The sequence below is a fragment of the Dorea sp. AGR2135 genome, assembly GCF_000420885.1.
GTDB lineage: Bacteria > Bacillota > Clostridia > Lachnospirales > Lachnospiraceae > Dorea > Dorea formicigenerans.
On record NZ_ATVU01000030.1, the window covers coordinates 1 to 21074 of the forward strand.

Annotated in this window: 22 protein-coding genes and 1 pseudogene; 21 read left to right on the forward strand and 2 right to left on the reverse strand. The window is 38.0% G+C overall.

Annotated features, from left to right (window positions below; translation table 11 throughout):
• Positions 1-2 precede the first annotated feature (2 nt).
• The 4 genes from G593_RS0115140 (at position 3) to G593_RS0115170 (ending at position 1860) form a co-directional block, all read left to right on the forward strand.
• Positions 3-158, forward strand: coding sequence for a rubredoxin (locus tag G593_RS0115140; RefSeq protein WP_005339397.1), 156 nt, complete (start codon positions 3-5; stop codon positions 156-158).
• 24 nt (positions 159-182) lie between these two features.
• Positions 183-338 (forward strand): hypothetical protein, encoded by a 156-nt coding sequence (locus tag G593_RS21795; RefSeq protein ID WP_227086063.1) that lies wholly within the window; start codon positions 183-185, stop codon positions 336-338.
• A gap of 605 nt (positions 339-943) precedes the next feature.
• Positions 944-1183 (forward strand): hypothetical protein, encoded by a 240-nt coding sequence (locus tag G593_RS0115160; protein ID WP_029732248.1) that lies wholly within the window; start codon positions 944-946, stop codon positions 1181-1183.
• Between the two features lie 467 nt (positions 1184-1650).
• Positions 1651-1860, forward strand: a complete 210-nt coding sequence (locus G593_RS0115170) for a DUF6462 family protein (RefSeq protein WP_005339401.1) — start codon at positions 1651-1653, stop codon at positions 1858-1860.
• A gap of 451 nt (positions 1861-2311) precedes the next feature.
• On the opposite strand, the pseudogene G593_RS18730 reads toward G593_RS0115170, so the two are convergent.
• Positions 2312-2485 (reverse strand): annotated as a pseudogene (locus G593_RS18730) (IS1182 family transposase); the annotation flags it as partial.
• Positions 2486-2871: 386 nt separating this feature from the next.
• Here G593_RS18730 and G593_RS0115180 point away from each other — a divergent pair.
• The 17 genes from G593_RS0115180 (at position 2872) to G593_RS0115265 (ending at position 19077) form a co-directional block, all read left to right on the forward strand.
• Positions 2872-4014: a tyrosine-type recombinase/integrase gene (locus tag G593_RS0115180; RefSeq protein WP_029732250.1), complete on the forward strand. Its 1143-nt coding sequence runs from the start codon at positions 2872-2874 to the stop codon at positions 4012-4014.
• A 377-nt stretch (positions 4015-4391) separates the two neighbouring features.
• A complete protein-coding gene (locus G593_RS0115190) occupies positions 4392-5096 on the forward strand; it encodes a LytR/AlgR family response regulator transcription factor (RefSeq protein WP_029732251.1) in 705 nt (234 codons plus the stop codon).
• A complete protein-coding gene (locus G593_RS0115195) occupies positions 5093-6373 on the forward strand; it encodes a sensor histidine kinase (protein WP_029732252.1) in 1281 nt (426 codons plus the stop codon). The genes G593_RS0115190 and G593_RS0115195 overlap by 4 nt, the downstream gene beginning before the upstream one ends.
• Positions 6363-9194, forward strand: a complete 2832-nt coding sequence (locus G593_RS0115200; protein WP_029732253.1) for a ligand-binding sensor domain-containing diguanylate cyclase — start codon at positions 6363-6365, stop codon at positions 9192-9194. Before G593_RS0115195 ends, G593_RS0115200 begins: the two co-directional genes overlap by 11 nt.
• Before the next feature lie 153 nt (positions 9195-9347).
• Positions 9348-11963: a prealbumin-like fold domain-containing protein gene (locus G593_RS0115205; protein ID WP_029732254.1), complete on the forward strand. Its 2616-nt coding sequence runs from the start codon at positions 9348-9350 to the stop codon at positions 11961-11963.
• Between the two features lie 15 nt (positions 11964-11978).
• Positions 11979-12608 carry a BsaA family SipW-dependent biofilm matrix protein gene (locus G593_RS0115210; protein WP_029732255.1) on the forward strand — a complete coding sequence of 210 codons (630 nt, stop codon included), beginning with the start codon at positions 11979-11981 and terminating at the stop codon, positions 12606-12608.
• A gap of 17 nt (positions 12609-12625) precedes the next feature.
• Positions 12626-13222 (forward strand): BsaA family SipW-dependent biofilm matrix protein, encoded by a 597-nt coding sequence (locus G593_RS0115215; RefSeq protein ID WP_196801980.1) that lies wholly within the window; start codon positions 12626-12628, stop codon positions 13220-13222.
• A gap of 74 nt (positions 13223-13296) precedes the next feature.
• Positions 13297-14112, forward strand: a complete 816-nt coding sequence (locus tag G593_RS0115220; RefSeq protein WP_029732257.1) for a BsaA family SipW-dependent biofilm matrix protein — start codon at positions 13297-13299, stop codon at positions 14110-14112.
• Positions 14113-14162: 50 nt separating this feature from the next.
• A complete protein-coding gene (locus G593_RS0115225) occupies positions 14163-14927 on the forward strand; it encodes a BsaA family SipW-dependent biofilm matrix protein (protein ID WP_029732258.1) in 765 nt (254 codons plus the stop codon).
• Positions 14928-14941: 14 nt separating this feature from the next.
• A complete protein-coding gene (locus tag G593_RS0115230; protein WP_029732259.1) occupies positions 14942-15448 on the forward strand; it encodes a signal peptidase I in 507 nt (168 codons plus the stop codon).
• Positions 15429-16259, forward strand: a complete 831-nt coding sequence (locus tag G593_RS0115235; RefSeq protein WP_029732260.1) for a BsaA family SipW-dependent biofilm matrix protein — start codon at positions 15429-15431, stop codon at positions 16257-16259. Before G593_RS0115230 ends, G593_RS0115235 begins: the two co-directional genes overlap by 20 nt.
• A 27-nt stretch (positions 16260-16286) precedes the next feature.
• Positions 16287-16970, forward strand: a complete 684-nt coding sequence (locus G593_RS0115240; protein ID WP_029732261.1) for an LPXTG cell wall anchor domain-containing protein — start codon at positions 16287-16289, stop codon at positions 16968-16970.
• Between the two features lie 66 nt (positions 16971-17036).
• Positions 17037-17192 (forward strand): hypothetical protein, encoded by a 156-nt coding sequence (locus tag G593_RS20315; protein WP_155961845.1) that lies wholly within the window; start codon positions 17037-17039, stop codon positions 17190-17192.
• 42 nt (positions 17193-17234) lie between these two features.
• Positions 17235-17789: an AP2 domain-containing protein gene (locus G593_RS19115; RefSeq protein ID WP_029732262.1), complete on the forward strand. Its 555-nt coding sequence runs from the start codon at positions 17235-17237 to the stop codon at positions 17787-17789.
• A gap of 154 nt (positions 17790-17943) precedes the next feature.
• Positions 17944-18366 (forward strand): large conductance mechanosensitive channel protein MscL, encoded by a 423-nt coding sequence (gene mscL / locus G593_RS0115255; protein ID WP_029732263.1) that lies wholly within the window; start codon positions 17944-17946, stop codon positions 18364-18366.
• A 104-nt stretch (positions 18367-18470) separates the two neighbouring features.
• Positions 18471-18569 carry a TOBE domain-containing protein gene (locus G593_RS21585; protein WP_330644634.1) on the forward strand — a complete coding sequence of 33 codons (99 nt, stop codon included), beginning with the start codon at positions 18471-18473 and terminating at the stop codon, positions 18567-18569.
• Positions 18570-18573: 4 nt separating this feature from the next.
• On the forward strand, positions 18574-19077 hold the full coding sequence (locus tag G593_RS0115265; protein WP_029732265.1) for a CinA family protein: 504 nt from the start codon (positions 18574-18576) through the stop codon (positions 19075-19077).
• A 142-nt stretch (positions 19078-19219) separates the two neighbouring features.
• Here G593_RS0115265 and G593_RS0115270 read toward each other — a convergent pair whose 3' ends face one another.
• Positions 19220-21028 carry a Na/Pi cotransporter family protein gene (locus G593_RS0115270; protein ID WP_022278988.1) on the reverse strand — a complete coding sequence of 603 codons (1809 nt, stop codon included), beginning with the start codon at positions 21026-21028 and terminating at the stop codon, positions 19220-19222.
• Between the last annotated feature and the right edge of the window lie 46 nt (positions 21029-21074).

The following is a 21074-nucleotide window of genomic DNA, read 5'->3' on the forward strand; positions in this document are numbered from 1 at the left end:
GAATGAAATACGTATGTGATGTTTGCGGATGGGAATACGATGAGGAGAAGGGCTATCCAGAAGGTGGTATTGCACCTGGTACAAAGTGGGAGGATATTCCAGAAGATTTTGAATGTCCGTTATGCTCTGTAGGAAAAGACCAGTTCTCAGAAGTATAAATGTATTATGATAGGATTATACCAATGAAAGAAGAACTAAGTATAGATATCATCGGACTTGCAGGAGCCTGTTCTTATGCTTTGGACTGTATAGAAGCAGAGTTGGTAAATATCAAAAACAAACATGGAAAAAGAGTGGCTTATATAAGTATATGCATGGCTGAATATTGGAAAATTTAAGGTGATGAATTACAAGATTTAGCCATGTGTGCTTTACTGCATGATAATGCTTTGACACAATATATTTCGGTAGAACTGAAAAAGGATTCCGTCATTAATTGTAAAAAAGATTTATCCGAGAAAAAAACAAATCTTCATTGTATTTATGGTGAAAAAATATTACTAAAATTCCATTGTTTGCAAGGATTATTCATCTTGCAGATACCATTGATATTATAGGAAATAACACGGGATCTGGAAATAACAGTTGGAGTTTTATATGTCAGTACCTTTTTAAAAATAGGGATGGATTATTCGATTCAGAGCAGGAAATATCCGGGCGAACAATGCGTGATGTGAGAAGCCGGATGAAGAATGAGTTGGAGTACCAAGTAAATGAAAAGCAGGAGAATAGTATTCGATTAAAAGAATGATGGGTGGCATAGTCATTGAAGCAAATACAGATTTTTATAGATATTCTATCTGCCACTTGCCGTCTGCCGGTGCATGAATTTTTCAAGTATCAGGAGTAAGTAAAAGTAGATTGACAGATAATATTGAAAAGCGTATTATAATAATAAGAGGTGGGATTTCCCACACAAATGCTTGCGTTGGAGGTGTTGGTAATGGAAGTAATGAAAGATTATGTTGCCCATCTGGATAACAAAAAAAGAATTACGCTCAGAGGAGCTGCTTATCAGTATTACAATGTAAAAGAATACGGAAATGGATGCATTATTCTGGAACCTCGGGAACTGGCAGTGCCAGAGAGCGTTTCAGCCAGAACTCTGGCAGATATGGATCGTGCAGTAAGTAACTTTAAGAGAGGCGATGTTTCCCCGGCTATTGACCTGTCAGATTTTTAAAAGGAATAAGAGATGTTTAATATACGAATGGGAATTCCTGAAATGCAGGAACTTCGGTTAGATCTGCAGGAGAAATATCGTTCCGGTAATATAAAAAGAAGGAAGAACAGTTGTATAAAAAATGGGGAAAGGCTTTAAAGCTGTTGTCGGCTGATCCGGGTTATCCGAGTCTTCAAACCCATGAAATAGAGCCATTATCCAGACGTTATGGAATGAAAGTGTGGTAATCTTATCTGGAAAATAAAACCAGGGGCGCAATGAGAATGTACTGGGTTTATGGACCAGACCAGAAAGATATTACAATTATCGGACTGGAACCACATCCGGAAGATAAGAAAAATGGCGCATACGACCGAATTTCACTTTCGAATTTGTAGAATAAAACTGAATATGGAATTTAACACGAGCAGTTAGTCTATGAAAAATAGGTTAGTTGCTTTTTTCATGCAAAACGGGAGGTGCCGTGTATGGGATACGCACGTAAAGATGTAGAGAAAACAAAGAAACTAGCAAAAAAATTTGTACGCTATCAAAAAGGAGCAGAGCTTTATAGCATTGGACTGACGAAATTCCAGGAGTTGGTGAAAGAAGCTAAAGCAGTGTATAAGATTGACAAGGTTGCTCTTGTAAACTGTGAGATATTTGAAAAATATCTGGAGACATTTTGGATTGCGTAGGGAACAGAAAAAAATTGTGGAAGGACGAAAAATAGGGATTGGAAAAAGTATTGAACAGACCTGAATAATATGTAGTCCTTCCTTTATTTGAAAGAGGATTTTTATGGCACAGACAAGAAAAGATCTGCGGGGCAGAGTCCTGCGGAAAGGCTACAGTAAATTTTAACATGTAAAACAGGTGAAATCTCAATCGAAATTTGGAGGCTATTGGAAATGACTGAAAAAGAAAAAATGCTAAGTGGGGAGTTATACGATCCAAGAGTCAGAAAGTAAAGAAACTAGAAAAACAGAATCGCAGATTATAGCGTAGTATCTCTCGTTCTTACGAGAAGAATAAGAAAGGGGAAAGTTACTGCAAAACCAATAATGTAATCAAAAAGGAAAAACTTTTATTAAAACGAAATCACAGATTAACAAACATCCGTAAAAACTATTTGAATCAGACCATATCTGAGATCGTAAATCGAAACAAAACTGTTTTCAGCATGCTGACCGGGTCATATCTGAGTCTTCCTGTATCATGTTGAGGAATATTTTTCAGATATTTCTCCAGTTCGATTTCTCCCATAAATCTATCAAAAGTCAGCACTGGATCACAGATGTCCAAATAATCTTGAATTAGCATTGGCAAAACTGCCTGTTTTGGGTTAGAATAGATTATGTTATTAATTTTTTTCACAAGTTAATTATAACAGAAAGAAAGACCTTGAGTTCATTATAAACTCTTGGTCTTTCTTTTTTTTCGGGACTATTCTTTTTTCACAGCCCCTTTTTGCGTTAATAACAATATTGTGTCGCAGAGTATTGCACTCTGCGACACATAAATTATCTATTCTGACATTATAATAGCTCCTTTGAGAGCGATATACAATCTTTTTTTGACTAAAAATATTGTTGTTTGATAACAAATACAGATAAAATACAGTGTTTGACTGAATTTTTAAGAAAATTTTCATTTTTCAGCAGTCATATGCACAGTCAGAGAAATATCATAGCAGGGAGGTAACAGTAATGGCAAAAGGTGAGAATATTTTTAAGAGAAAAGATGGAAGATGGGAAGGACGTTATATAAAAGGATATGATAATAATCATAAAATAAAATATGGTTTTTGCTATGGCCATTCTTATCGTGAAGCGAAAGAAAAAGTAACATATGCAAGGTCTAAATTGTATAATCAAGCAATGCAAAAAGGTGAGGCATATTCTAAACTCACGCTGCTTCCGATGAAAGAGATATGTAATAACTGGCTTGATATTAATAAGAATAAATTAAAACAATCGTCCTATTCAAAATACAGTACAATCATTGAAAAACATATTATTCCGGAATTTGGTGATCATATTATCACTGCAATTACGACAGACAATGTTGCAAAGTTCACGAACCGTTTGCTAGAGCATGAACACCTGGCAGTAAAAACGGTTCGTGATATTTTGTTTGTACTACATTCTATTCTTATTTATGATTCTGAACAACGTAGTTTTCAGGGAGAAATAATTAAAATTGTTTATCCCAAAGAAGAAAGAAGAGAATTACGTGTACTGAATCAAGGGGAACAGTTAAGATTAATGAATCATCTTGAAACCGATACAGATCTGTATAAACTAGGCATTATGATTTCGCTTACTACAGGACTTCGTGTTGGAGAAGTGTGTGGATTACAATGGAAAGACATTTCTTTAGATAAGCGTATATTGCATGTGAAATCTACAGTCCAACGAGTAAAAAATCAATCTGAGGATAGTGAAAAAAAAACAATTGTAAGGATTGGAACACCTAAAAGTAAAAGTTCCATAAGGACTGTTCCATTGACAGATGGGATTGTAAAGTACTGTAATCAATTGAAATCCGAAAACCAATTCACATTTCTTTTGACTGGAACCACATCTTTTGCAGAACCCAGAATTTTACAGAGACAGTTGACGAAATACTATAAAGAATGTGGTATAGCAGATGCTCATTTTCATACACTCCGGCATACTTTCGCAACTAGATGTATTGAAGTTGGCTGTGATGTTAAATCATTAAGCGAAATATTAGGACATTCCAACACTTCTATTACGATGAACCGATATGTTCATCCGGATTTGAATTTAAAGAGAGAAAATATAAAAAAATTGGAAGAAGCCGGATTTGGCTGCGCAGTCAAATAAGCAGTCAAAAAATTGAATAACCGTAGATAAAATAAGAGAAGAATGCCCATGTGTCGCAGAGTGCAATACTCTGCGACACATGGGCATTCTACTTGAATTTAGAGTTATCCCTGTTATTTAAAATGTACATTTTATATTAAATTATTCATGTTGTAAATGTCATATAAAAGGATATTGTGAACATGTTCAAAAATATACGGAACCAATACTAGAATAAAACGATGCGCAACAATTATGTTGAACAAGTATCGAAGCTTTCAAAACAGCAGATAGAAGATATCTGGGATGAAGCAGAATTCAAATTATTCTAATTCTGTTGCTGTGTATGATGGTGAAAGAAATGATGGATTTTTAATAGTTGGAAGGAGGAAGGGGATATGAGGATTGCGATATGTGATGATGAAAAGAAAATCTGTTTGTTTATGAAAGAGGTAATAAACCGATTTTATTTTGACAGCGATGAGGAAATACACATCAACTGTTTCGAAGGCGGAAAACAATTGTTACAGGCAAATTTAAGTGATATCGATATTCTGTTTTTGGATATAGAGATGCCCGGATATAATGGATTGGATGTTGCCAAAATAATCAGAAAAGAAAATCAGTCGATGATCATTGTGTTTGTCACAGCCTATGACGAATTCGTTTTCGAGAGCTTCAAAGTAAAAGCCTACAGGTATCTTCTGAAACCATTAAAGGAAGAAGAGTTAATTGAGACATTACAGTCCGTACAACAGGAGTTGTATAGTTCAGAAAATGAACTTTCCATCAGCTTTCAAAATAATAATTATCGGATCCGAATCCCGGACATCACATATGTAGAAGGCATGAAAGGAAAAATCTGGATTTACTGCAAAAGCGATACATATAGGTATCGGGGTGCATTAAAGGATATTGATGAGATGTTAAAAGGCAAAGGATTTTTCCAGATTCATCAAAGCTACATCATTAACATGAACAAGATAGTCCGATATGGCAAAACAGAAATCGTGCTTGAAGGAGGTTATAAAGTACCGGTAAGCAGGTACAAATGGAAAGGTTTTCAGGAAGAATATGCAAGATATTGGAGTAAAGTATTATGATGAATCATATGATACTGGTATTTTTAGGGAATTTACTCTTATTGGGATTATACTTATTTATCAATGTCAACCGGAAAGATTTGAAAGAAATTATAATCAAAAAGAATCTGATGATTGGGTGTATTAACATCCTATTTACAATAGTTGGTGCGGTCTGTTTTGAACGCTTTGATATCTTATTAATTCTACTAATGCTGATTCAGGGAATTATATTGGCACTTGGTGAGAAACAGCAGGAAGTGTCCAGTATGGCTATGAAAGTAATCGGCTATGTACTGTTGATGATCCTTACGGAATTAATCGGTGTTTATTTTTTCGGACGGCATCTAGAAAAATCAGGACTGGATATTCAACAGTTCTACGATGAGACATTAGTTAATTTATTATTGGTTATGTGTCTGATGGGTTTGCTGTTGACATATATATATCAGGTATTACATACAAAATCAAAGACAAAAAAAGTTCTATGGCTGCTTGTAAGTGCAAAAATTATTCAGGAAATAATCGGATTACATACAAGTATTTTTTTTACTTATTCTAATAAATTAGAATTGCCGGTAAAGCATATCTTGCTTAGTATTCTTTTTATATTTGTAGATGATCTGATATACATTTTTCTTGTTTATAAAGTTCAGGAAACAAAAGGCCAGGTGGAAGGATCACTTATCCGGACCAATTCTTATGAATATTATACAACTCTGGAAGAAGAACAGCGGAAGATACGAAAGATGTATCACGATATGAAAAATCAGATTATGATTTACGAAAATACAGAAGGATTAAAAGAAGTATTCGCTCCGATGCAGGAAAATCTTCAGTCCATGTCCCGGTTCTATCATACAGGTTGTCCGGCACTGGATATGTTGTTATTTAGCAGCAGACGGATCACGCAGGAAAAAGGAATTGAATTTAAAGCGGTGATTTCGGAAGGGACTTTTTCGTTCATGGCAGAAAATGATATCAGTATTATTTTTTCAAATGCGATTATGAATGCGATTGAAGCTTGCGAAAAGATAAAAACCAGTCCGAAAACAATACAGATTAAAGCTGGTATTAATCAGCAGGACGTGATGCTGTATATCAGAAATACGGTATCCGGTGAACGGTCAAAAGGAAGATTTTCAACGGATAAAAGTAATAAGAAATTTCATGGAATCGGTCTGACCAGTATTCGGGAGACCGCAGAAAAATATGACGGCTATATCTCAGTGATCGAAGAAAACCAGACGATGCAGCTTGCAATTATATTTACAGGAAAGGGAGAATATGAAAAATAAGAAGTCAAAGTGGATCATTTTTTTTGTAGCTGTCTGTCTGTTGTTACTGAACAGAAATATAGTTTTGGCAGAAGAGACAAGTGCTTATGAAAAATATTTTCAGTTCAAAAAGTTCAATTCAGAAAACGGACTGGACGGAAGTTCGGTAAATTGTGTTCTGGCTTCGAAAGAAGGATTTTTGTGGATTGGAGGTTATTCAGGGCTACAGCGATACGACGGAACGGAATTCAAAAATTATCAGATTAACGGAAAAACCTTGCCGGTTAATGATATTGAGCAGGATGCAAAGGGGACATATTGGATTGCTACCAATGGAGAAGGATTATATACCTTTGATGGCAAGAAATTTACACTGGTCGATCCGGGAGAAGTGAGTGAGACCGCATATACGATAAATAAAATATTAGTAGACTCTTCTGACAAAGTATGGGTCGGTACGAAAGAAGGATTATATATCTATGATGGGAAACTCAAAGTGGTTGAAGCGTTAAGTGCGGAAGACATCATATCCATCACAGAAATAGAGAAAGGGAAAATCATAGTAATTAGCAAAGCCGGAAATATTTATCTGATAGAAGATAATGTGGCAAATAAAATGAATATCCCGGAACTGGATGGGGCGGATCTTCCCCGTTGTTGTATAAAAAGCTCTGATCATGGTTTTTTTATCGGAACATCGGGAGAACAGATTCTGGAATTGGATATGCAGGGACAGGTTGAACATATTTATGAAGATCCGGGATTAAAATGTATCAACTCCATGTACGAACTGAAAGAAGGGACATACTGGGTATGTACGGACTCCGGAATAGGAATGATGGAGGAAGGAAATTTGAAGAAACTGGATATTCCTTTAACAGATTCTGTAGAAGAGGCATGTATCGATTACGAAGGGAATTATTGGTTCGTATCATCACGCCAGGGAATCCTGCAGGTATTTGAGAACATGTTTTCAAATCTGGGAATGTATCTGGGAATTGAAAAAACCGTAAACAGCATAGAATACTATCAAGATGATTTATATGTCGGATGTGATGATGGAATCTATTGTTTCCGGAATAAGGAGCCGGTAGATAACAATCTGACTCAGTCATGCAAGGGTGACAGAATCCGGCAGATTTACAAAGACCGGGAAGATTATCTGTGGGTGTCCACCTATTATCATGGTCTGAAAGTCATGGATGCAAATGGGATGGTATCAGTGCTGAATACAGACAACAGTGGTTTAAAAACAAATCAGATTCGCTGTACCTGTCAAAGAAAGAATGGAGATATGTTAGTAGGTACGGAACAAGGAGTGTACCTTATAAATAAAGAAAAGAAAGTCAGCCAGTTGTTGGATGATAAAGCCGACTTAAATAACATTCGGGTTCTGGACGTCAGAGAAGCAGAAGATGGAAAAATCTATGCCACAACAGATGGACATGGAGTCTATGTGATTCAGGATGATGCAGTTGAAAAAGTATACACAAAGCAGCAAGGGCTTCTTTCGAATATTGTAATGAAGGTTGTTCCTTCCCAGAAATTACATGGTGTCTGGTTGGTATCCGGAATAGAGATTAATTTTTTGTCTGAAGACGGGAAGATAACGGAAATAAAAGATATTGGCATGTCAAATGTATTATCTATGAATCTCATAGATAGTGGAGATGCTCTCGTCTATGCATCCAATGGATTGTTCAGGATCAAGGAATCGGATCTGTTGAACGGACGTGATGATTCATTGGTGCATTACAAGAGACAGGACGGTCTTCCAATTGATTTTACTGCAAATGCCTGGAATTGTATACATGATCAGGTGCTGTATATGTGTGGCAGTGACGGACTTGTCTCCATTGATCTGACCAGAAAATTAGAGCATCCGGATATGAAAGTGTATATTTATAATCTTCAGATGGACGGGAAGAATCTGGAAGAAAAAGATGGAAAATATATACTTCCCTCTAGAGGATACCGTCTTACGATAGATGTGAGATGTATCAATTATATTTATAAAGATTATGATATTGGCTATTATATGGAAGGAACGGATCAGAGCGAAACGATTATAGAGAATGGAAGTAAGAGTGAGATCAGTTATACGAATCTAAAAGGTGGGGATTATGAGTACCACTTCAGAATTTTCAGTCCAGATAATGGCGAGTGCCTTGGAGAGATTGTCATACCGATGCATAAGATGGAAAAAATGATCGAGAGACCGGAAGTTCAGGTATTGCTTTTCATTTCTGCCGGACTGATATTTGCAATGTGTATTGTCTTACTGCTTCGATATAAAGAAAAAAGAATGAATAAACAACTTGCCATGAAGTATCAGAAAGAAAAAGAAGAGATGATGGAAAGACTGGCCTACAGAGATATGGTGACAGGTGTTTATAACCGGAATCTGTTCGAGGAAGACAAAAAGGAAATGAATATGGAACAGGTAACGGCAGTTGTACTGTTCAGTGTGAATCATATTCGTTATATTGAGCAGAAGCTAGGAGTGCTGCAGACAGGAGAAATCCTCCGCTGTGCAGTAGAAATCGCAGAAAAATGTCAGGAAAAACAACCAAAAGTATATCGGTTATTAGAGAATATGTTCTGTCTTGTATTCTTCGAACCGATGGAACTGGACCGGTATATTATGACAATAAAAGAAGAATTTTTACACAAAGGGGAAGAAAGAAAACTTAGATTGTCACTGGCTGTTGGAGGTATCTACAATAACCGGATAAATCAGGAAGATATGGACAGCCTGATCAGCCGATGCGAAGAGGTACGATTAATGGATGAGAAAAAAGCAGAGGCAGAATTTGTAAAAGGGAAAATTAATATATTGTAGCAAAAATTGCGAAATTTCGCGTCAAATAAGCAGAATGTCGCGCGAAAAATAATAGGGTATTTAAATATGATAAAATTTTCTCAAGAAAAATTGCAAGGAAACTTTACTTTTATACAAAATATAGGAAATGGTTCAGGATAGGGGGAATGGAAAATGTTCAATCATTCTTTTAAAAGCAAATATAAGAAATGCTTTATTGTGTGTATCTTGGTCATGGCAATGCTCTTGACAGCTTCCATGCCGATCAATGCGATGGGAGAAAACGAACAGCCGGAAAGCAATACTGAGAAAATTACAGAAGTGCAAGCGGAAGCGGCAGATGACATGGAAGCTGCTGAGACCGTATCGGCGGATAATCAAAATAAAAGCAATCCACCATCAGAGCAAACAGTGCAGGCTACAGAAAGTAGCGAGCCGGTAGTATCAGAACCAGATCAGATTGAACCGGCAGCTGATACAGGCAGCCTAGAGAACGAGGAAGGTGTTAGGTATGCACTGGTTCCTGCAGATTATACAAAAGTAACATTTGATCATAATTTTGATAGTTCTGTATTACCAACCACACCGGGGAACGGAGTCAATGAATGGCAGATAATCAGAGGTGGATACAAAGGTAGATATACAACAGGACAGGATGTAAGTGATAGTTTCGATAAGAATGCAAATGTCAGCTATTCTAATGATAATGCAGTCAGAATGACAAAAAATGTTATTAGCACAGATACGGAAAATGAGTTTCATATGTATCTGAATGTAGAACCACAGGTCAGTTGGGAAGAGATTCTTCAGTTAAATACAATTATTGTCTCTCATAACAACAGACCACTGTCGCCTCCGGCATACCCGGCTGGTGGAGGAAAATCGGAAACTTTTTCTTCTGTGAAGACAGGAAACTATCAGACCCCAATAAATTTTGTGTATTATGCAAATTCAAATGGAAAAAAAATCATCCTGGCAAAGATTGTCATGTATGCAACTTCTAATTCCGTACCGAACGGAGGAATTGGAATAGGAAACCCGCTGTTGTCTGGGTCAGGATCTTTTTACGCACATAATAATTTTGATTTGGACAAAGGAACAGCAACTGCTGAAATTGATATCTCAACATTATATGAAAAATATGAATTTTCTACTAAAAAAGTACAGGTAAATAACGTTCAGGATCAAGTCAATGATTTGATGAAAGTATATGAAGATTCGTTTAATTTTGACGGTGGTTCCTGTTCGCTTGGAGGAAATGTAATCAATTGGACTATGCCGACAAAGGATCTTGGATTATTGCCATATAAACAAGGGACAGATGGTAAAATTACGCCGGTTGGAGTCAAACGTACACTCTCAAATGGAAAAGTAACCTATTACAGGCAGGAAGCATATCAGTTGTCATACAAATTCAGCCTGGATGTTCAAAATGAAAATTTTACGAGTGCGACATCCAAAAACAGTGCAAATAACATTTCGGCAGAGTATGCAGTTCAGACCAATAAGAGCCCGGACGATGCTTCTGATAAAGAAAAAGGCGGAAAGGTTACATATACGACAAATGGTCAGACAGGAACAGGTGATTTTAAATCCCCGTATATCAAAGGGCTTTTGTATGATCTGGAATTCCAAAAGGTTGTGGAAGGAAGCAAAGTACCTTTAGCGGGAGTCACCTTTACAATTGAAAGACAGGCTGGAGGAAGTACTTATTCTGAGCAAATTGTGTATACAGATACAAAGGTGACGGGAGAAGATGGTTGGATTAAGTTCCATAATCTCCCATGGGGAACTTACACAATAAAAGAAATTTCATATAAAGACGGTGATGAATTCCAGACGAATTATCTGAACACTGGTGATCTTCCGAAAGAACTGGGGACTGTTCAGATAGGAGAACTTATCAATCCAACAGCTTTGACGGAGAACCATAGTTCAGGTCATTCGGGAGATACAAGTTCAGATATAAAAAATCGATTGTTTGTATTTCAAAATGGGACAGTGGAAAATACTCCGAACAGAGCAAGGATAACCATTGTCAAGAATGTGAATTCTTATGACAGTATTCCGGAAGCACTAAAAAGCCAAAAGTATACGGTCAACGTCAAGAGTACCGGCAACATGAAGATTTATGAAAAGCCGGGAATCCAGGATGATAAATTGGATTCTCTGAACAGACAGCAACAGTTAGGTCATCAGGAAACCGCTACATACGATCTGATCGTTCCGAAGAATGGAGGAACGATAAATTTACAGGAAGTGATTCCGGAATCTATAAAGAATAAAGTAGTATTTGATTCCGCTACAGTTACTGCAAATACAGGAAGTACTGATCTTGGTTCGGTAACAGAAAAGGAACAGGGCTGTGAAGTGACAGTATTACCGGGAAATGACCTTACAGTGACCATCACGAACACACCGGTTGGAACCGTGAAGATAAAAAAAGTCATTGACAATTATCAGAAGGAACTGGCTGAAGATGCATTTATCATTCAGGCGAAATCAGCAGATGATAACGGGACATCAGTGAATACGGAAGCGGTATTAAAGCATGATGAGTCAAGCGGAACAATCACAATCAAAAAGACAACAACCTTAAACATTAATGAGATAGTGCCAAAAGAGTATAGCCTGTCAGAGATTACCATATCAGGCGGCGGCATGTTGAATGGCAATCAGGTAACGGTAAATCCTGGAGAAAACGTGACTGTAACGGTTCATAACACATATTCTGGGAAACCATTTTTCCATGTAGCAGATGCAATTAAGAATCAATTTAAATGGAAATAGAGAGGGGGATACATCATGCGCAAGAAAAGAAAGATACGGTTATTTTTGAGCGGATGTCTGTCATTACTCCTGATTGCTTCAACATTTGCTTTCTGGACAGGAAAAATAAATCATACCAATGAACTAAAAGCAGACAACATTAACGCAAAAATTGAAGAAACATTTGAACCATCAAAGTCGGTTGGAACAGTACAAAAAGAGGTTGCATTTAAAAATGACAGTTCAAATGCATCGTTCCTGCGTATCTCCTATGCAGAGACATGGGAGAAAACGCAAGGTGATAATAAGACACTTCTGAATAACCAGTTGAATGGAAAAGATGTTGCAACCAAAAACTGGATAAATGGATTTGGACAGCCAGGTGGAAACTGGACAGATGGAGGAGATGGCTGGTACTACTACAACAAAGTTCTGAAACCGGGAGCAGCTACGGAGAATATTCTGGAGAGTGTTACATTCCCGGATTATTCCGGAGAATATAAGGAATATGAGGGTGCAGATTATCAATTGTACTTTCGAATGGAGCTTCTTCAGGCCAGTGACAGCCAGTCAACTTTAAATAGCGCAGAAGTGAATAAAAATGCTTCACAGACTGTATTTGGAAAAGAAGCGACTGTAGCTGGTGAAACCGTGAACTGGAAGTAAGGAGGGGCATGATGAAAATGAAACGAAATAAAAAAGTGCTACTGATCATGGGAATGCTTGCCTTACTGGTAATCGGAAGTACCTTTGCTTATTTTCAGAAATCAGAAAGCATTGACAACAAATTCAAGAGTGCCGAAGCAAAGGTAAATATAACAGAGAAATTTAACCCTAAGGATCAATGGGTTCCAGGCGAAAAGAAGCAAAAAGAAGTCCGTTTTGGAAACGAAGGAACAATTGCTTCGGTCCTGCGTGTGAAATTCACACCGGTTCTTACATTAAAAGATGGAACAGAAGATGCAGAAGCAGCCAGAGGCTTTCGATTGAATTTTGCTGACGACTTCGGGAAGAACTGGATAGACGGAGGAGACGGCTGGTATTACTACAACAAAGTGTTAGAACCAGATCAGATGACAGATCTGACTTTAAAATCGGTCACGATCAGTGACAAGATTGGAAATGATGAACATAAAATAGGAACAGATTATACAGAAGCTTCCTATGATGTGAAAATTGAAGGAGAGCTTTTACAGGCTTCTTATGCAGCAGAAGCCGCAGCTCAGATGAGTTGGGGCAAGACCCCAGCCGTAACCGGAAAACAGGTTACATGGAACTAAGGTTAAAACAGAATGAAATGCTGTTTTAATAGATAAATTCAAAATCCAAAGTACTTAATAAGGAGGACGAGAGTATGCGAAAAAATAAGAAGATCGCAGGAGTAGCAGGCTTAGCAGCAATCATGGTAATCGGAGGTACATTTGCTTATTTCAATCAGACAATGACTGTAACCAACCCGTTTGATACTGGTAAATATGACACAAATGTAACCGAGGATTTCAAGCCAGAAGATGGTAACAATTGGGAACCTGGAGCAGAGGTAAACAAAGATGTAACCGTTAAAAATACCGGTGACTATGATGTATTAGTACGTGTAAAACTTACTGAAAAATGGGTAAATAAGACAACGAGTAATACAGTTGCAGAAAACACAACTGGATTAAAAGGAGATGCATCTCAGGTTGATGCAAAAGATGGTCTTACAACAGGAGACTATTCTGTAGTTGAAAAAACTTTGAATGCAGCAAACTGGGTATACAGTGATCCTGAAAACGGTGGTGATGGTTACTGGTATTACAAAACAAACCTTGCAGCAGGGACAGATACAGGAAAATTCCTGGATGCTGTAAAACTTCTGGAAGATGCTGATATGGGTAAATATACCGTAACAAATTATTATACAACAGCAGAAACAAAACCGGGAGAGAGTGCAATTGGTGATGATCCGGCAACTCAGTGGGTAGCTTATACAGGAAATGTACCGCAAGCTGCAAAACACAGTATGGCAGTTACAAAACAGGATCCGAATGCAACAGGTTATGGTAATGCAAATTATACTCTGACCATTACAGCTCAGACAGTACAGGCTACGGATGCAGCAATGAAAGACGCATTTGGACTGACAGCACAGCCAACAGGATGTACATGGAATCTTACACAGAATAAATAATTTACTGACACAGACGTTCTTAGAACAAAGGAAAGAAACGAGGTAGCAACATGAAAAAGACAAAAAAAGTAAAAGCATTTGCAGGTCTTCTTGCACTGACACTGGTAGTAGGATCATTAGCATATTTTACTAAAACAATGTCCATCGATAACCCATTTTCCACTAAGAAATACGGTGGTGAAACAGTCGAGAAATTCACACCGGAGAATAACTGGGAACCGGGCGGACAGGTAACCAAGGAAGTACAGGCAAAGAATACCGGTGATTATGATCTTTGGGTCAGAGTGAAATTTGATGAGAAATGGGAAAGAGATGGAAAATTAATTGAAGGAACAAATCTTTCTTCAACCGATAAAACCAAATTCTTCCCGGCAAGTGCTGACAATGCCGTAGCAGGTGGTTCTTCTGTATATAAACATCTGGCAGGCGTAGAAGGTGACACATGGAAAGATGGCGGCGACGGATATTTCTATTATAAAACCACACTGGGAAAAGATCAGTCAACCACACAGCTCATGGATTATGTAACACTTTGCAAAGATGCTAATATGGGTGAGTATACAGTTTCTGGTATGAAATATGCATTAGTAGATGAGTCAAAAAAGGCAGAAGACCTTACAGACGCAGATTACACATTAACACAAGCACCAAATGATATCCCGGTTGGAAAGGTCCTTTACCAGAAAAAAGTCGTAGCGCTCGATGATACAAAAGCCGGATTAGCAGGAGCAAATTATACATTAACTATCACGACAGAATTAGTACAGGCCAATGCTGATGCAGCTAAGGGGTGGACAGTAACTCCGACAAAATAAATTAGGCAGTGACTATGAAAGTATTAAATTATCTATTTAAAGGCTTATCCTGGATAGTAATCGCAGTAATCGTCATGTATATGGCGATTGCTGCCCCCCTGATTATGGGATTCCGGCCGGTGGTTGTGCTTACAGGAAGTATGCAGCCAACATTTCCGGTGGGAAGTATTGTGTATTATCACAAATGTGATTTTGAAGATCTGCGGGAGGGGGATCCGATTACCTTCAAAGCAGAAGATGCACTGGTTACGCATCGGATTACAACTGTAAATGGTATTTCCAGAACAGTTGTTACGAAAGGGGATAACAACCCGACTGAAGACCCGGTACCTGTTGAGGAAGAGCAGATTGTTGGAAAGACTACGAAGTTTGCGATTCCTTTTGCAGGGTATTTTGTAACTTATGGAAAAAAGCCGGTCGCAATAGCAGTGATGGCGGCGATTCTTCTTATCAATTATGCCCTGGAAAATCTATGTTCGGGGCAGAAAGGGGAGAAGAAATATGACGAAAAAAAAGAATAAAATCTATTGGCTGGCAGGAATTATGCTGTTGTGCTGCATGGGTGGAGTATTTGCATATTGGACGCAGGAATTGCAGGTTCATAATGAATTCAAAACAGCCAGATATGATACGACAATTGAAGAAAAATTTGTCCCACCGGATAATTGGAAGCCGGGAGAGGAGATCAACAAAGATGTATGGATCGCAAATAAGGGAACAGTTCCGGTATTTGCCAAGGTCGTATTACATCAGGAGTGGGTTCGGAAAGAGGATGTAAAGGATTTGGATGGATCCGTTATCCCGCCGGCTGCCGGTGAAAAGTTTCCACTTTTTTTTGAAACAAAAGAAGGAAGCGAATATGCGGCACAGATTGCATGGGGAGAGAATGTTGTTCTTTTAGCATCAGGCAAGAAAAGTAATATAGATCTTGGAATACAAACGGTAGGACAGATAGAAGATGCGAGAGGAAAATGGCTTTTGGTAAGCGATGTACCAGATCAGAATGGAGATTTCCTGCTTTATTATATTGGAATGATTGAAGAAAGTGGACAGTCTCCTCTGATTGTGGACTCTGTGACGATGAATCCATTGATTCAGCCTTCGATTGTTCAAAAAGATACTATCTATGATAAAGCAAAAGAAGACTGGGTTACAACTTCAAAAAGAAACAGTACATATGATTATGAATGTTCAAAATATACAATGCTTGTCACAGGAACGACTGTCCAGGCAACTTCAGATGCCGTAAAAGAAATTTTCGGTACAGACAATGACAATCCAGAAGTTGTGAACTATCTTGCAAACCATGCAGTGAATCCTGCGGACCTTTAATTATGTATTCTGTAAGGAGGCAAAATGATGAAGAAAATAATTAGACATATAGGAATGTTTGCGCTGGCATTATGTCTTCTTACGGCATACATGTTACCAGTGTACGCAAAAGATGTAAAAAAATTATACTTTGAAGAACAAAATGGAAAGATGGTCTGGAATAATATCCGGGGAGATGAAGGGAATTGGTTTATGAGTTTCACCAACATGGTTCCTGGTGGACAGTATGAAGACCAGCTGAATATTGAAAACGGTTCAAAGAAAACCTATGCCCTGTATATGCAGGTTATACCGCTTCAACAAGATGAAAAGAAAGATGAATTACTGGAACTTATCTCAATGAAAGTTTCGCTTGGAAATAAGACATTATACGAAGGTACTGCCAGTGGTAAAGAGTATAACAACGGCAATCTGCAAAATGTGATTTATCTTGGAACTTATAAATCTGGGGAAAAAGACCAGATTCATGTAGATCTGCAGTTAGATAAGAATGTGGGCTTGGAGTATTGTGATCTTTTAACCAAAAATGACTGGAAATTTATGGTAACAGAGATAACCAATCCTAATAAACCAGGAAAACCACAGACAATCCATCCTCCAAAAACAGGTGATGAATCTCAGATAGGAGTATATATTGCAGTTATGGGATGTGCAATTGCAATTATACTCGGAGTAATGGTAAAGAGACGTAAAGACTCAGAGTATAAGTAATACATGGATATCTGTATGGATATGTAGATTTTAGGATATATGAATTTCTTGAAGAAGAGGAATAGTATGACTAAATCAAAAGAAGATATGGATAAAAAGGTAGAACTTTCTCCAGAAAGAGCCTGCGAGATATTAAAAAATGTTTTTCGGGCTTGTGATATGGAGCCACCGAAAAATTGTGAAAAATATTTTTATCGAAAAGATAAACATGAAACTATATAATGGAAGATTCTTGAAAGCTTAGAAAGAAATGAGTTGATAAATATGACCCAAATGCGAGATATTACAAATATTAAGTTTGGAAAATTAACTGCTCTTTATCCGACTAGCAAGAGAGGGAAAAAAGGCTCTGTCTACTGGCATTGTAAATGTTCATGCGGGAATGAAATTGATGTTTCAGCAGATAATTTACTTCATGGAAATTATAAAAGCTGTGGTTGTGTGCAAAAAAAGAACCGGGAAAGTGTTCATGATAGACTCCATATTGTAGATGGAACCTGTGTTGAATGGCTTAAATACAGGAAAAAGCGATCAGACAGCAGTAGTGGCTTTCGAGGTGTATACAAGACAAAAAGAGGAAAGTATCGTGTAACCATAGGGCTTAAGAAAGTGCGCTATCAGCTTGGAACCTATGACACGTTTGAAGAAGCAATAGACGCTAGAATGAAAGCGGAAGTCGTATTACATGATGGATTTTTGAATGCTTATGAGAAGTGGCAGGAAAAAGAGAAACAAGATCCACAATGGGCAAAAGAAAATCCACTACTTTTCAATGTACACTATGAGAATGGTCAGTTCGATATCGAAACCAATATGTAAAAATCAAAATAATACGAAGGAAAATGTAGTATCAATGATTATGTTTTAAGAAGGATTTATTTGATAGTGAATAAATTTTTCTTAAAGTATAACGACTAACACTATAATTTTAGAAGAAAAAACGAATCTAAAGCAAGAAAGGAATAGACGAGTTATGGGAATTATTAAGGAATTTAAAGAATTTATATCAAGAGGAAATGTCATTGATCTTGCCGTAGGTGTCATCATTGGAGGCGCTTTTACTGGTATTGTGACATCATTAAATGAAGATATTATTACCCCTGTTCTGGGAATGTTTGGTGGTGTTGATTTCTCCAATTTAAAAATATCTTTGGGACTTGCGAAGAATGCCCCTGTTTTGACATATGGTAACTTTCTTACAGCAGTAATCAATTTCCTGATTACTGCAGCAGTCGTTTTCCTGTTGATCAAAGTCATAAATAATATTACGAAAAAAATGAGCCCAAAAGAAGAAGTAAAGATTACCACAAAAGTATGTTCATATTGTAAAACAGAAATACCGGTTGATGCTGTGAGATGTCCGCATTGTACAACAGAATTAAGTGAACAGAAATAAAAAATCTGTTAGAAACGATTGCTTTTTTAGTTCTTTGGTAAGTATAATAAAGAAGCATGATATGCGTTAAAAAATAAAGTTGGGAGAATATTATCAGCTCCACAATTTCCATGAACTCTATCAAAGAGCTTGGGCTTGAAGTTGGAAAGACAGCTTACGCAGTTATTAAAGCAACATCTGTAATGGTTGGGGTTGACGACTAATATAATGGGAAAAATGTATAATGAATCAGACATTAGAAATGATTACAAAAAACTGACGAAGCTCTTGATTGAGCTGGGTATGACGATTACAACAATGGAATCTGCGACTTCAGGGCAGATTGCGTCACTGATTACGGACACCGAAGGCTCATCGGCAGTGTTAAAAGGAGCTTTTGTCACCTATTGCAACGAAGCAAAAATCATGCAGGGCGTTCCTGCCGAGATTCTGGAGAAGTATACGGTATATTCAAAAGAGACCGCAGAAGCAATGGCGAAGGCCTGCACAAAAGCGTATAAGGCCAATATCGGAATCGGTGTGACCGGAACAATGGGGAACGCAGACCCGGCGAATCTGGAAGCATCTGTGCCGGGGCAGGTATATTTTGCAATTGAACTTAATGGAGAGGTTATGTCTTATTATCGTGAATTGCAGCCACAGCCTACAAGACTTGCTTATAAGCTGGCGGTTGCAAAGGAAATTTATGATGCCTTGATGGAGAGATTATAGGATTGTGGGAGTACGCTTGCGAACAATCCGTGGGTATCATAGTAGGGAGCTCTTGATCCCTGACATTGGATATTAAAAAAGGAAGGATTTCTTCTGCTATAGCAGAAGAACCTTCCTTTTGCATGTCCTTTTTTAATATTATTTATTCAACTTCTTCCGGTTCCATGCTTCGAATATGTTCCTCAATTTTTATGAGCTCATATTTCTGACTATATTCTGCCAGATAGGTCTTATATTCTTGAGTGTCGGAAGGATATACTCTTGAGTTGTGAATGTGGATATCCACAGGCTTTTCGCTATTCTTTGACAGTGCTACCATTGCGCTTGCGCAGTGGGCAGAGATACGTGTGAAGCTGTTCAGGATATCCGAATATACCGTCCCTTCTTCCAGACCGCAGGCTCCGTTACTCATACGTTCAACGTGGCGGATCTTGAGTTCATCACACAAAGTTGTAATGACCATTCCAAGTGGAGCAACTCTCTGAGAGAGTTCTTTATCATTTTCCAAAAACGCTTTGCAAGTTGTATTAATCTCCTCGCGGACAGCTTCCATAACAACATTCAGTTCATCCCATGCTTCTTCGGAAAATTGTGTTTTGTTCTGATTCATTTCATTAGACATGTGAGCAATACAGGAGGCATGATCACCAATCTGTTCGAAGTCATTAATCATATGTAGATAAAGAGAAACCTGTCTTGTCTGAACAGAATTCATCGGATGCTTGGTAAGCTTAATCAGATAGTCACCCAGACGGGATTCATAGCGGTCGATCAGGTCTTCTTTTCTCTGTACCTTGTCGAACTTGCCAAGTTGGAAATCATTCAAAAGGTTCATGGCGCGGTTTACATTTTTACGAAGTTTTCTTGCCATACCGCTCATAGCACGGTGACACTGTCCGAGTGCAAGTGCAGGGTAGTCAAGAAGACGCTCCTCAAGAAGATCAAAGTCTGCTTCATCTTCCAGTTCTTCCGCACTGTCTTTCACGAACCAACATACAAGCTGCTCCAGTTTTGGGATAAATGGAAACAAAATACAGACTGTTACAAGACGGAAAACCGTATTTAAAAGTGCGATGGACACTGGCGTCATAATCGTATTCAGGAATGAAAAATGTACAAATGCATTGATGATATAGAATCCGATTGACCAAAGCAACATTCCAAAGGTATCATTCAGCAAGTATACAAGAGCAGTTCTTTTACCATTTTTATTCGCTCCGATTGCGGAAATCAGAACCGGGCAGGAAGCTCCGACACCGATACCGAGGATAATCGGAAATGCACTGGAAAATGTAAGCAGTCCTGTTACAGATAAAGCCTGCAATACACCGACTGTTGCTGAGGCACTCTGCAGGATGGCGGTAAATACAATACCTACCAGGATACCAATGACTGGGTTTGAAAATGTTGTTAACAGATCCATAAATACTTTGCTTTCTCGAAGCGGTGCGACGGCTCCGCTCATGGTCTGCATACCAGTCATGAGGATCGCAAATCCAAGCATGATGTCCCCGATATTCCGGTGGACGGTTCTTTTGCTCGCCATTCTAAGAATAATACCGATAACTGCTACAACCGCAGCGATTGTGGCAGATGACAGGATACTTGCAATTCCGTTAGATCCTTCTATATAAGAAAGACATAAGATCCAACCGGTAATACTGGTTCCGATGTTGGCTCCCATGATGATACCGATGGCCTGGCGAAGCTTCATCATACCAGAGTTAACAAAACCGATAACCATGACAGTCGTTGCTCCGGAAGACTGGATAACGCTTGTAACGGCTGTACCAAGTGCGACTCCCTTCAGTGGCGTATTGGTCATTTTGTAGAGAAATGATTCCAGTTTATTACCGGCAACCAGTTTGAGTCCATCCCCCATCAAAGACATACCGAACAGGAATAAAGCAACTCCGCTTAACAATGACAATACCATAGAAAATATTCCCATAATTTCTCCTTTGTCGTTAGTTATTTACATACACTTAACTTTCTTT